This is a genomic window from Vibrio sp. VP6 (genome assembly GCF_028823755.1).
GTDB classification, from domain to species: Bacteria; Pseudomonadota; Gammaproteobacteria; order Enterobacterales; family Vibrionaceae; genus Vibrio; species Vibrio parahaemolyticus.
In genome coordinates this window covers 1-12,379 of sequence record NZ_JAPEID010000029.1, presented here as the reverse complement: position 1 = coordinate 12,379, position 12,379 = coordinate 1, and the positions used below count along the sequence as shown (strand labels likewise).

Below are 12,379 nucleotides of genomic sequence, written 5' to 3'. Positions count from 1 at the left end.
AAAAGCAGCGAGCCATCGCTGCTTTTTTGTTTCTTGGTGGTATGAAAATCACCACTTTATGCCAAGACTTTGGCTTTTCTGCTACTAACTGCCAGAGGCTTGAGTAGCGGCACCATTTTGTTTCCCTTTTCTGTTTTTCTTGCCATTTTGTTCGCTTGAGTGCTTTTGCTTTCTTTTTCCTGCTCGCTATAGTGCTGTAGAGCTTTCCAATCATACGAGGTTAGAAAACATGGTGACGATTTTCCTGAACTAAGCCGGAGGTGATGCACTTCCGGTTCAATGCACTGCAATTATCTGTAAGACAAGGCATTAAGAAGGAAAATATCATGTTTGAACGCTGGTTCACTGCGTACTGCTTAGCGCTGCGAACTTGGTGGTTAACCAGTCGCTTTTTAACCTATCAATCACCACTAAGATTACTGTCGCTGTTTGAAGCCTACGAACAGCAAACCCAGTGTCGAAACTTAGCCCGAATTGCGATTGGCGACACCGTTCGCTTAGTGGATCTTGACCGCTCCTATCAATATCGCATGACGTTAGTTGATTCACGTAAGAGCCAACCTCTTGCGGGGATGCTAGCTGTTGATTCGTACTTAGGTTCCCGATTGTTGGGACGTTCTCAGGATGAGGTCTTAGAACTCGAGATATTCAACCAGCGCCGCTGCTTTGTGATTACCGAAATCATTCATCAATCACAGCCACCGACACCGCATCTGGTGTGTAGCTGTATGTTATGTCAGTAAAATAGAGGTGAAGTCATGAGTAAAAAAGACAAGAAGCAACCCCAGTTAAGCTTGAAAGAAAAACGTAAGTTGAAGCAAGAAAAAGCGGCCGAGCAAGGGATGGTGAAAGCGCGTAAACCATCTCGCAAATAAAAATTGCGGCTTATAAGCCCGCCGTAAGAGGTGGGCTTTGTATTGTTGTCGCGTAGGAAAAGCGAGCTTAATTTGAGGTCTTTGATAGGCGCGTTGAAATTTTTTTCATTTTGTCCCTTGAAAGCGATTTTTGATGACCTTATATCTAGTTGTGAAGAGGATGACTGGCTTGCTAGAGACTAGAAGACCAGCCCTCTGGAATCGCTAAAACGAGATCGCTCAAAAGAGGATATGGTGTTTTAGCACACAACTTAAACCTTTAGATTCAATATCATGTCTCCGAGCCAAACCAAGGCCAGTGGAATGATAAGAATCTCTTAGTTCGGCGTCGGTTTTTGCATAAACACGCCAGTAGGATGAAGTTCATCCGAATTAAGACTATTGCTTAATTAAGAGGATAGATTTATGCGTAACGTAGATTTCTCACCACTATACCGTAATGCAATTGGCTTTGATCGTCTGCTAAACCTGATGGAAGCGAATACAGCGAAAAATACTTCTGGCGGTTACCCTCCGTACAACATCGAGCAAAAAGATGAGCACAACTACCGTATTACTATGGCCGTTGCTGGTTTCTCTGAAGACCAACTCGATCTAACTCAAAATGAAAACATGTTGATCGTGAAGGGTGAGCGTAAAGCCGAAGAAGGCAAAAACTACGTGTACCAAGGCATTGCAGAGCGCGATTTTGAACGTAAGTTCCAATTAGCGGACTATGTAAAAGTGACTGGCGCTTCAATGGAAAACGGCCTATTACACATTGACTTGGTTCGTGAAATTCCAGAAGCAATGCAACCACGCAAAATTGCTATCGGTGGCAACAACCTGCTAGAAAGCAACTAATCAGCAAGTTATTTGCCCTATAGAGTGAGAAAGAGCGCCAGTTGGCGCTCTTTTTAATTTGTGTCTTTGATGTGGGAGTTTGCTTTACTGACCTTGTTGGTAAGCCTTTTCGACTTCTTCCGCGATAATCGCGATACCTTTCTGCATCATCTCATCGTCTTGAACGTAGTTCATGCGCAAGCACTGATGAGCATGGTCCCACTCGTCTTTCTGACCAATAAAGAAGTACTCACCCGGAACAATCAACACGCCACGCGCTTTCAAGCGTTGGTACAACTCCATTGTCGTAATTGGCAGCTCATCAAACCATAACCACAAGAAGATCGCCCCTTCAGGTTTGTGGATACGGAATCTCTCATCGGTAATCGCCTGTTGTAGCAGTTCAACCGCGCGTTGTGATTTCTGCTTGTAGAACGGCTTAATCACCTCTGAACTCAGTTTGAGTAGATCGCCTTTAGCGATGATGTGGTTTGCCAATGCTGGGCCAACACTGCCTGGCGCTAAGCTGATGATGCCATTCATATTGGTGAGTGCTTGGGTGATTTCTTCACTCGCAATCACAATCCCACATCGCACACCCGGTAAGCCAAGTTTAGATAAGCTCATGCACAGGATGGTGTTTTCATTCCAGAACGGTTCGACATCTTCAAAAATGATGTTCGGGAACGGCAAGCCGTACGCATTGTCGATGATCAGTGGGATGTTGTTCTCGCGCGCCAATTTGTCCAGTTTACGCACTTCTTCGTCAGTCAGTACGTTACCTGTTGGGTTGGTTGGGCGAGATGCACAAATTGCTGCGACGGAGTCATCGACGGTGAGCTTTTCAAAATCAACGTGATATTTGAATAGGCCGTTGTCGAGTAGCTCGATTTCTGGATGGTATGAGACAAAAATGTCTTCATCGATACCTGCATCACCGTAGCCAATGTATTCCGGTGCGATAGGCAACAGGACTTTTTTGTGCGAACCATCTGGCTGCTGACCAGCAAACAAATTAAATAGGTAGAAGAACCCGCTTTGGCTGCCATTCGTCAGGCTAATATTCTTCTCACTGATGTCCCAGCCGTATGTTTCACGAAACAGCTGTGCGAGCGCTTTGACGAACACGTCTTTACCCTGAGGGCCATCATAATTAGTGAGCGCGGCGACGAGTTCGCCATTGGCGAGCATTTCTTCACTGGCTTGGTGAAAGTAATCGAGCATGGCAGGAATGGCGGCCGGGTTACCCCCACCGAGCATGATGGCACCTGGCGTGCGTAGGCCATCATTCAAATCGTCCATTAACTGCGTAATACCTGAATACTGATTAAATTTTTCACCAAACTTTGAGAACTGCATGCTTACATATACCTAATTCATTGTGATTGCTTTATGTGTCTTGATTGCTGACGAAACATCAGCTTATAGAGTAATACTTGACCTTACCCTAATGTTATTACGACGCAAAGTGTGAATTTACTCGAAGAAGAAAAAAGTTTGTCATCAGACCAGATGGAGAGGATTTGGAATTAAAAAAGGGAAGCGAAATGCTTCCCTTGCTGGTGGAGTGAGTCGGTTATTCGCCAGTGTAAACAATCAGTACTTTGTCGTCTTGATATTGGCGTTCGAACGCGTAGTAGCCTTCTTGATTACGAGTGATGTGCTTACCTTGAGCAACCGCTGGGTGGCGTTGACGGAATTCGCCCAATTTCTGCCAATGTTGTAGTAAGTCTTCACGCTCGCCATGAATCTTGTCCCATGGCATGTCGGAACGTGTACCTTGGGTCGGATCGGATCCAGTCACGCCAAAGTCACGGGCAATCTCATCGCCATAGTAGATTTGTACTGCACCCGGTGCCAGCATTAACGCATTGGCGGCGCGAGCTTGGTCATCAAAGCTGCGGCTGCGTGCCGACCAAAACAGTTGAGTATCGTGCGAAGACAGGTAACTCAACACGTTGAACTCAGGATCGGAGTTAATACGTTCTGCATAGCGGCGGTAATCATTATCAAGTTGAGCGAAACACTTTAGCGCTTTTGGTGCCACGTCAGATTGGAACTCGAAGTTGATGATCGAATCGAAGCCGTTATCGAAATACGGGCTCTTCACCACGCTGTGTGCCCACACTTCGCCGGTCATCCAAAATGGCAGATCGTCTAGTGCTTTGTCGGGGTGGTTTTGTTTCCATTCGGCGAGGGCTTGAGTGGTACTTGCTTTGAGCTCTGCCCACGCTTCCATCTCAACGTGTTTGGCGGTATCGACGCGGAAGCCATCAATGCCGTAATCACGTACCCAATCCGATAGCCATGTGATCAGATGTTCTCGTGGGGTTTTCAACTCATCTTGCGCATTGGTGTTTTTATTGCGGAAGAAGTTTGGTAGTCCGGTTTTCTGCGTCGATTCGGTTTTGAGATCCGGTAGGTAGTTCAAAGACATGGTGATGTCGTTGTATCCCGGCGCATCGTAATCGCCAATGTCGGTGCGAATCCAATCTTTGCCCCACCATTTTTCCCACGCTTCACTATCACCGTATTTGATGTAGTCGTTGAAGCTGTGCCAGCTTTGTCCTGATTTTGGCTGCCAGTCGGTCCATTTTTCACCAAGTACTTGTTTGGCTTCTTGGTCATCAAGGTAAAGCTGACCAAAGCCGAATTCTTGCATGTCAGCTAATGTGGCGTAGCCGGTGTGGTTCATGACCACATCCCAAATCACGCGGATGCCTTTCTTGTGGGCGGTATCGACGAAGGTTCTCAGCTCATCTTCGGTACCCATGTTGGCATCAAGCTTGGTCCAATCTTGGTGGTAGTAGCCGTGATAGCCGTAGTGTTTAAAGTCGCCCTTATCGCCGCCGCCAACCCAACCATGGATTTGTTCCAGTGGTGAAGTTATCCAGATGGCATTCACACCGAGGGATTCGATGTAATCGAGTTTTTTCGTCAGACCCGCTAAGTCACCACCGTGGAAAGTACCAATCTCGTATTTACCGTCTTTGCTGCGACCGTAGCTGTTGTCATTGTCTGGGTTACCATTGTAGAAGCGGTCGGTCATGACAAAATACACCGTCGCGTTATCCCAGCTGAACGGTTTATCGGCTTGCGGTTCAACCTCTTCTAACAGCAATAGACCTTGGCTCATAGGGCCTGGTTGCATGGTGACGCTGCCATTGGCGACGGTGGTTTCTTGCCCGGTTAAGGCGTCACGAACAACAGTGCCATCAGTAAAGGTTTGGGCTACGTTGATGGTTTTAGCTGTGTCGGTTGCAACAGGGCAAGAATAGGTGATGTCCTGACTTTGTTTTGGTTTGATTTTAACGGTTAGCTCATTGGTGTCTGGATTGAGCGTGAAGAGGTAGGTATTGGCTTTGAAAATGCGCAACGGCATAGATGTGTCGGTTGCGCAGTTATCCATTTTTAATGGTGTATTGAATTTGATGCGGCTTTCTTCCGCTAGCGCAAAGCTGTTGCCACAGGTTTGTTTGCTGTCGGCAATGGTAAAGGTGTAGTTGCCTTTTTCTAGTTTTTGTTCTGCGACGAGTAAGCCGTCTGAGTTTGGTTCGAAGACGGCAGTATCGTCTCCAACGCTTAATACGATGGCATTTTCTGGAATTTGGCTGCAGGCGCTCAGTAGGCCGATAGAGAGTGCGAGAATTGTTTTTTTCATTGTGTCCTTCCCCCGAATAAACAACCCAGTTATAGCAAAACTGTGCCTCTACAATCCGAGCTCTGCACCAACAAGTTCAACGCGTCCCACCCTACAAATTTTTGCCTTGTTCACAAAATGAATAATAAGAACCGGTTATCTCCGTTTGAAGGCAACAAAAAAGGGAAGCTGACGCTTCCCTTTTACTTATCTCTTAATCACTTCGAAGAGTAATGAATTACTTTTGAAGCAAAGAAATGTCTGCGATCTGTAGGAACAGGTTACGCAGGTTGTTTAGCAGTGTCAGACGGTTCTTCTTAAGTGCTTCGTCGTCTGCCATTACCATTACGTTATCGAAGAACGCATCTACTGGTTCACGTAGGTCAGCTAGCTTGCTTAGGGCTTCTTGGTAGTTACCGGTTGCAAATGCTGGCTCTAGTGCTTCTGTCATGACTTCAACGCTTTCTGCTAGTGCTTTCTCTGCGTCTTCTTGTAGAAGTGCTAGGTCAATTTCTTCTGCTAGTTCGCCGTCGAATTTCGCTAGGATATTACCTACACGTTTGTTCGCTGCTGCTAGAGACTCTGCCGCTTCCAGTTCACGGAAGTGAGAAACCGCTTTTACACGTTGGTCGAAATCTGCTGGTTTCGTTGGGCGACGCGCTAGTACCGCTTGAATGATGTCTACGCTGAAGCCTTCGTCTTGGTACCAAGCACGGAAACGACCAAGCATGAACTCGATAACGTCTTGTTCAACGTTGTCGTTGGTTAGGCGGTCGCCGAACAGTGACTTCGCTTTCGCTACTAGGTCAACAAGATCTAGGTTGTAGCCGTATTCAACGATGATACGTAGTACACCTAGAGATGCGCGACGTAGTGCGAATGGGTCAGAACCTTTAGGCGCTTGACCAATACCGAAGATACCGACGATAGTGTCTAGCTTATCTGCCATTGCAACTGCGGTTGAAACGCCGTTTGATGGCAGTTCATCACCTGCGAAACGAGGCATGTATTGCTCGTTCAGCGCGACTGCAACTTCTTCTGCTTCACCGTCGTGACGAGCATAGTGCATACCCATCACACCTTGAGTATCCGTGAATTCGAATACCATTGAGGTCATTAGGTCACATTTTGCTAGTAGACCAGCACGCTTTGATTTCTCAACGTCAGCACCGATTTGCTCAGCAATGTAGCCAGCAAGTTCTGTGATGCGGTCTGTTTTGTCTTTGATCGTACCCAGTTGCTTTTGGAAGATCGCTTGTTCTAGCTCAGGCAGACGGTCGATAAGCGGACGCTTACGGTCTGTGTTGAAGAAGAACTCTGCGTCAGCAAGACGAGGACGAACCACTTTCTCGTTACCTTCGATTACGTAACGAGGCTCTTTTGATTCGATGTTCGATACGAAGATGAAGTTCGGTAGTAACTTCTTGTTTTCATCGTAGACAGGGAAGTACTTCTGGTCACCTTTCATGGTGTAAACCAACGCTTCAGAAGGCACTTTTAGGAACTCTTCTTCGAACTTCGCTGTTAGAACTACTGGCCATTCAACCAGAGACGTTACTTCTTCGACTAGGTCATCTTCTAGGTCAGCGATACCGCCAACCGCTGCTGCTGCTTTTTGTGCGTCAGCTAGGATGATTGCTTTACGCGCTTCGTAATCTGCCATGACTTTACCGCGCTCTTCTAGGATTGCAGGGTATTGCTCAGCAGAATCGATAGTGAACTCTTTTTCACCCATGAAGCGGTGGCCACGAATAGTGCGGCTTGATGCTACGCCTAGGATCTCGCCTTCGATTAGGTCGCTGCCCATTAGCATGGTTAGCGTCTTAACTGGACGGATAAATTGAGTCGTTTTGTTACCCCAGCGCATTGGTTTTGCGATAGGTAGGTTTGCTAGTGCTTTTGCTGCAAGTTCAACTACGATCTCAGACGTTGGCTGACCTTTCACTTCTTGTTTGAACAGTAGCCATTCGCCTTTGTCGGTTACCATGCGATCAGCTTGGTCAACAGTGATGCCACAACCGCGTGCCCAGCCTTGAGCTGCTTTGGTCGGGTTGCCTTCCGCGTCAAATGCTGCAGAAACCGCAGGACCACGTTTTTCAACAACTTTGTCTGATTGGCTTTCTGCCAATGCTGCGACTTTTAATGCAAGACGACGAGGTGCCGCGAACCATTTTACGCCTTCGTGAGCAAGCTCAGCGCCTTTTAGTTCTGCTTCGAAGTTTGCTGCGAATGCTTCAGCTAGAGTACGAAGTTGCGTTGGTGGTAGCTCTTCTGTACCTAGCTCGATTAGAAATTCTTTTGCCATGTGACTCTACCCCTTACGCTTGTTCTTTCTTACACATTGGGAAGCCAAGAGCTTCACGCGATGCGTAGTATGCTTCTGCTACTGCTTTAGTCAGATTGCGGATGCGCAGGATGTAACGTTGACGCTCTGTAACCGAGATTGCTTTGCGTGCGTCTAACAAGTTGAACGCGTGTGCCGCTTTCAAGATGCGCTCGTAAGCAGGCAGAGGTAGCGGTTTTTCTAGCTCGAGTAGTTCTTTCGATTCTTTTTCACACTGGTCGAAGAAGCTGAATAGGAAATCAACGTCTGCGTGTTCGAAGTTGTAAGTTGATTGCTCAACTTCGTTTTGGTGGAAAATGTCACCGTAAGTTACCTTGCTGCCGTCTGGCGCGATGTTCCAAGTTAGATCGTAAACCGAGTCTACTTCTTGGATGTACATTGCTAGACGTTCGATACCGTAAGTGATCTCACCAGTCACTGGTTTACACTCAAGGCCGCCAACTTGTTGGAAGTAAGTAAACTGAGTTACTTCCATGCCGTTTAGCCAAACTTCCCAGCCTAGACCCCATGCGCCTAGTGTTGGGTTTTCCCAGTTGTCTTCTACAAAACGGATGTCGTGTACAAGTGGGTCAATACCAAGAACTTCAAGGGAGCCAAGGTACAACTCTTGAATATTGTCAGGCGATGGTTTTAGCGCTACTTGGAATTGGTAGTAGTGCTGAAGACGGTTAGGGTTTTCACCGTAACGGCCATCAGTAGGACGACGTGAAGGTTGTACGTAAGCTGTCGACATTGGCTCTGGGCCAAGCGCTCGTAGACAGGTCATTGGGTGAGAGGTACCCGCACCCACTTCCATATCTAGCGGTTGAACAATGGTACAACAATTTTGAGCCCAATAATCCTGCAGCGCGAGGATCATTCCCTGGAAGGTTTTGATATCGTATTTTTGCATAAGTCAGGTTCGCGCGATTCTCTAGTTACTCATTAATTCGTCTCGTATGCCGAGTTTTTCAACTCAAACAAGGGCGATAAAGAGTAATTACGGTTGAATAAAATAACAATCAAGTATAACCAGATATTGAGCATGGGAGTAGAGCTAATCTTGATTAATTCGTGGGCAATTTTCTCCTTTAATGAATTTTTACCGCGTTATCTGCTGTATTTTTCCTAAAAGGGAGTTTTCACCTGCTTTGACTCTTGTGATGCGCAACAAAGGTGGCTAGAATTGCGCCTGTCTTTGGGGAGTAGCTTACCTGATGAAGTCTCTGTTTCATCCGGTTCGTTCGTCAACATAATTGGTGCAAAATCACCATGGCGTTCGAGACTTGAAGCCTTTCAAGTTTAGCAAGACCTTAGACAAATCATCACGAACCGGGGTGGGGCGTGAGGTTTGTCTATGGTTAAAATAATTATCCCGCCCCAATGAGCATGTCGTGAGCGTTTTAGCTATTTCAATTACTACTGTGGCGTTAGCAGAAATTGGCGATAAGACCCAATTGCTATCCCTATTACTTGCCAGTCGTTACCGCAAACCCATTCCCATTATTGCAGCCATCTTTTTGGCGACCATTGCCAACCACGCTTTAGCTGCATGGTTAGGCGTGGTAGTGGCCGACTATCTATCTCCTGATGTTTTAAAATGGGTGCTGGTGGTCAGTTTTGTTGCCATGGCCGCTTGGGTTCTGATCCCAGACAAACTGGATGACGACGAAGAGATCTCGAATCGTGGACCATTCATTGCCAGCTTTATTGCCTTCTTTGTCGCCGAAATCGGTGATAAAACTCAGATTGCGACTTCCATTCTAGGCGCGCAATACGCGGATGCGCTGAGTTGGGTCATACTTGGCACTACCATTGGTATGCTGTTGGCCAACGTACCAGTGGTGTTGATTGGTAAGCTTTCAGCAGACAAGATGCCATTGGGTTTGATCCGTAAAGTAACCGCTATTTTGTTCGTGTTGTTGGCGATTGGTGCGGCCTTCTTTTAATGGTTTGAAGCGGATAACGTAGCCTGAAAAGGAAAAACGTTATCTGCGAACAATCGTTAAAATGGTGCGAATTATCAATAACTAGCGAATTAGTGGCGCAGCTCAAACTCTGACTTAAAATCGCTCCGTAGCGTGACGGATGACATATTAGTGTCATACTTGTCATGGTAGTTTAATGGTGTGAATGATAGCGAGAGGGCAAGTTTATGCTTACACGTTACATGGGGATGACCCCAAAGAGTCAGAGTTATTTATTCACCTTTGGTTTGGCGCTGTGCTTGTTAGCGATGGTACTGACTGATATGTGGTTGCCGATTGTGGCAGGGACGTTCATTCTTACTGGCTTGACGGTTGAAGCGTGGATTCGGGTGGCGCACATTATTCCAATGCATGAAGAAATACGTGCGATGCAGAAACAACTTAACAAACTCCAATCTGAAGTTCGCACACTAGAATATGACGAATAAACAAACGGCAGCCCACTGGGCTGCCGTTTTTGATCTCACTGAGATTATTCCAAACCTTTCTTAATCAGGTACTGATAAGGCAGTTGTTCTGTTTGCGCTGCAATCAACTGGTGATCCATAAAGCGGCAGAAACTCGGAATATCTCGAGTTGTCGATGGGTCGTCCGCTTTTACTAGCAAAACCTCACCATCTTGCATGTTGCGAATTGTCTTCCTGACCATCATCACTGGCTCTGGGCAGCGCAGTCCTTCCGCCTCTAACGTCTTTGTTGCCAGTTCAGGATTAAAGCTCATAGTGTGATTCTCGTAACTAACTTAGCGGTGAATTTTACGTTCGTTGAAAAAATATTCAATAACCACTTGGCAAACGGATTTTTTTATTTTACCTTAAATTAACAATTTGGTAACAACTGGCAAGGAGAGGCGATGTTAACAGCGTTAGACAGACTCACGATTTACTCAGTGCTGTGTTTTATCTCGTTCTGTGCATTGGTACTTAGAACGCCAGCTGAAACCTCATTGATGCCTTTAGCAGGCATGAGTGCAACCATTATTGGGATTTGGATTGAGATGCACAAATGGTCAGGTGCATCAGAGCAAGAGAATTAGCGCCTCTTGCCTCAATCAAACATGATCAATACCGCTCACCTATTTTTACCAACACTTCATTCCGACACTATCCCCATTTTTCTTGGGCTTCCCCGCTGAAAGGCGGGATTTTTTTTGCCTGAAGAGTACAATTTGATAAAACCCTCGTATTGTAAGTGGCAAATCGTGGAACTAGAAGACATCTATCGCCGAGATCTGAATTTATTAGTCGCGTTGCGTGTACTGATTGAAGAAAGCAGCGTCAGTAAGGCGGCAACTCGCCTTAATTTAAGCCAATCGGCGATGAGTCGTGTGTTAGGGCGATTACGCGATCTGCTTGGTGATCCGCTGTTTACGCGCCAAGGTCAGCACTTGATCCCAACCCAAAAAGCGCTAGAAATTGATCGCTCTTTAGGTGAACCGTTGGAATCGCTGCGCCAATTGTTGTCGCCCGTCGAGTTCGATCCTCAGCAGTGCGATCAGACGTTCACCATCGCGACCACGGACTACGCTATGCAAACTATCCTGCCGTTTGCTTTACCGCGCATTTATCAAGAAGCGCCGAATGTGTCGTTTAACTTTTTGCCTTTGCAGCATGACCGTTTATCCGATCAGTTGACTTATGAAGGGGCCGATCTCGCCATTTGTCGCCCAACTGGCCCCGTAGAGCCGCTGCGTAGCGAGATTCTTGGTCGCGTTGGCGTGTTGTGTTTACTGTCCAAACAGCATCCTTTGGCGAATCAAGAGATGAGTTTGGACGACTATTTGAGCCACCCTCACGCGATGATTGCCATCAGTGATGGAGTGAAAGCGTTGATTGAGCAAGCTTTAATCGACAAGCCGCAACGCAAAATGGTGCTGCGTGCGTACCATTTAGAAGCTGCGCTGGCGATTGTGGATACACTACCTATCATCATTACCGTTCCGGCAGATTTGGCGTATCTGGTTGCTGAGCGCTATGACCTAGTCGTAAAACCGTTGCCATTCCAATTTACGCCTTTTGATTATTCGATGATTTGGCATGCGCGCTGTGAGCATTCTCCTGCTCAAGAATGGCTGCGCTCCGTTGTGCGTGAAGAGTGCAGCAGGCTGATTGCAAAGCGAATCGAAGACATGGGATTGAACTGATAACAAAAGAGCCAGCAACGCTGGCTCTATTTACGTGAAGTGCTGATTTGTAGCTTGATAACTATCGCTTGATAACTATAGCTTTATAGCTACAGCTTGATGACTATAGCTTGATAACAATGCGACCGGTTACTTGGCCGTTGGTAATATCTTCGGCGTATTTTGGCGCTTCAGCGAGCTCTACTTCAGTACACGCTTGCTCGAAGTAGCTGTCTGGTAGTAGCTCAACCAGTTTTTCCCACGCTGCGATGCGTTTTTCGGTTGGACACATCACGGAATCCACACCTTGCAGACGCACATTACGTAGGATGAACGGCATTACTGTGGTTGGCAGGTCAAAACCGCCAGCAAGACCACACGCCGCGACGGCGCTGTTGTAATCCATTTGCGCCAATACTTTCGCTAGCACTTTGCTGCCAACGGTGTCGACTGCGCCAGCCCAAATTTGTTTTTCTAGTGGGCGTGCAGGCTCTTCAAATTCAACACGGTCGATGATGCGACTTGCGCCCAGTTTTTCTAAAAGTGGACCGTTTTGTTCAACACGACCAGTAACGGCTGCCACTTTGTAGCCCAGTTGAGCCAGAAGCG

Annotated in this window: 11 protein-coding genes and 1 pseudogene; 6 read left to right on the top strand and 6 right to left on the bottom strand. The window is 46.8% G+C overall.

Annotated elements, in window-relative coordinates; translation table 11 throughout:
* Window positions 1-326: 326 nt before the first annotated feature.
* Window positions 327-743, top strand: a complete 417-nt coding sequence (locus OU793_RS17155; RefSeq protein WP_005486183.1) for a GreA/GreB family elongation factor — start codon at window positions 327-329, stop codon at window positions 741-743.
* Window positions 744-1,280: 537 nt separating this feature from the next.
* Window positions 1,281-1,718 (top strand): Hsp20 family protein, encoded by a 438-nt coding sequence (locus OU793_RS17150; protein ID WP_005458680.1) that lies wholly within the window; start codon window positions 1,281-1,283, stop codon window positions 1,716-1,718.
* An 84-nt stretch (window positions 1,719-1,802) separates the two neighbouring features.
* Here OU793_RS17150 and OU793_RS17145 read toward each other — a convergent pair whose 3' ends face one another.
* From OU793_RS17145 to glyQ, 4 genes are all read right to left on the bottom strand, one after another.
* Window positions 1,803-3,056, bottom strand: coding sequence for a valine--pyruvate transaminase (locus OU793_RS17145; protein WP_097371515.1), 1,254 nt, complete (start codon window positions 3,054-3,056; stop codon window positions 1,803-1,805).
* Window positions 3,057-3,273: 217 nt separating this feature from the next.
* Complete coding sequence (locus OU793_RS17140) at window positions 3,274-5,358, bottom strand: alpha-amylase (protein ID WP_140191178.1); 2,085 nt, start codon at window positions 5,356-5,358, stop codon at window positions 3,274-3,276.
* A gap of 217 nt (window positions 5,359-5,575) precedes the next feature.
* Window positions 5,576-7,642, bottom strand: a complete 2,067-nt coding sequence (gene glyS, locus OU793_RS17135; protein ID WP_025624887.1) for a glycine--tRNA ligase subunit beta — start codon at window positions 7,640-7,642, stop codon at window positions 5,576-5,578.
* A 13-nt stretch (window positions 7,643-7,655) separates the two neighbouring features.
* Window positions 7,656-8,573 carry a glycine--tRNA ligase subunit alpha gene (glyQ, locus tag OU793_RS17130; RefSeq protein WP_159403994.1) on the bottom strand — a complete coding sequence of 306 codons (918 nt, stop codon included), beginning with the start codon at window positions 8,571-8,573 and terminating at the stop codon, window positions 7,656-7,658.
* A 481-nt stretch (window positions 8,574-9,054) separates the two neighbouring features.
* Here glyQ and OU793_RS17125 point away from each other — a divergent pair, with 481 nt between their 5' ends.
* Together OU793_RS17125 and OU793_RS17120 are read left to right on the top strand one after the other, a co-directional pair.
* The gene (locus tag OU793_RS17125) at window positions 9,055-9,609 is read left to right on the top strand and encodes a TMEM165/GDT1 family protein (RefSeq protein WP_005458690.1); all 555 of its coding nucleotides are present in this window, start codon (window positions 9,055-9,057) and stop codon (window positions 9,607-9,609) included.
* Window positions 9,610-9,815: 206 nt separating this feature from the next.
* Window positions 9,816-10,076, top strand: coding sequence for a hypothetical protein (locus OU793_RS17120; RefSeq protein ID WP_005497541.1), 261 nt, complete (start codon window positions 9,816-9,818; stop codon window positions 10,074-10,076).
* 44 nt (window positions 10,077-10,120) lie between these two features.
* Here OU793_RS17120 and tusA read toward each other — a convergent pair whose 3' ends face one another.
* Entirely contained in the window at window positions 10,121-10,369 is a 249-nt protein-coding gene (gene tusA / locus OU793_RS17115; protein ID WP_005426051.1) for a sulfurtransferase TusA, read from the bottom strand.
* 132 nt (window positions 10,370-10,501) lie between these two features.
* On the opposite strand from tusA, the gene OU793_RS17110 reads away from it, so the two are divergent.
* Together OU793_RS17110 and OU793_RS17105 are read left to right on the top strand one after the other, a co-directional pair.
* Window positions 10,502-10,684 carry a hypothetical protein gene (locus OU793_RS17110; RefSeq protein WP_005458692.1) on the top strand — a complete coding sequence of 61 codons (183 nt, stop codon included), beginning with the start codon at window positions 10,502-10,504 and terminating at the stop codon, window positions 10,682-10,684.
* A gap of 165 nt (window positions 10,685-10,849) precedes the next feature.
* Complete coding sequence (locus OU793_RS17105; protein WP_005458693.1) at window positions 10,850-11,791, top strand: LysR family transcriptional regulator; 942 nt, start codon at window positions 10,850-10,852, stop codon at window positions 11,789-11,791.
* Window positions 11,792-11,894: 103 nt separating this feature from the next.
* Here OU793_RS17105 and OU793_RS17100 read toward each other — a convergent pair.
* Window positions 11,895-12,379: pseudogene (locus tag OU793_RS17100) on the bottom strand (oxidoreductase); the annotation flags it as partial.

Bases quoted from the DNA above. Each gene is read 5' to 3' on its own strand.
- tusA (WP_005426051.1), bottom strand. From the start codon at position 10,369: ATGAGCTTTAATCCTGAACTGGCAACAAAGACGTTAGAGGCGGAAGGA.
- OU793_RS17150 (WP_005458680.1), top strand. From the start codon at position 1,281: ATGCGTAACGTAGATTTCTCACCACTATACCGTAATGCAATTGGCTTT.
- OU793_RS17155 (WP_005486183.1), top strand. From the start codon at position 327: ATGTTTGAACGCTGGTTCACTGCGTACTGCTTAGCGCTGCGAACTTGG.
- OU793_RS17120 (WP_005497541.1), top strand. From the start codon at position 9,816: ATGCTTACACGTTACATGGGGATGACCCCAAAGAGTCAGAGTTATTTA.
- OU793_RS17140 (WP_140191178.1), bottom strand. From the start codon at position 5,358: ATGAAAAAAACAATTCTCGCACTCTCTATCGGCCTACTGAGCGCCTGC.
- OU793_RS17145 (WP_097371515.1), bottom strand. From the start codon at position 3,056: ATGCAGTTCTCAAAGTTTGGTGAAAAATTTAATCAGTATTCAGGTATT.
- glyS (WP_025624887.1), bottom strand. From the start codon at position 7,642: ATGGCAAAAGAATTTCTAATCGAGCTAGGTACAGAAGAGCTACCACCA.
- glyQ (WP_159403994.1), bottom strand. From the start codon at position 8,573: ATGCAAAAATACGATATCAAAACCTTCCAGGGAATGATCCTCGCGCTG.
- OU793_RS17110 (WP_005458692.1), top strand. From the start codon at position 10,502: ATGTTAACAGCGTTAGACAGACTCACGATTTACTCAGTGCTGTGTTTT.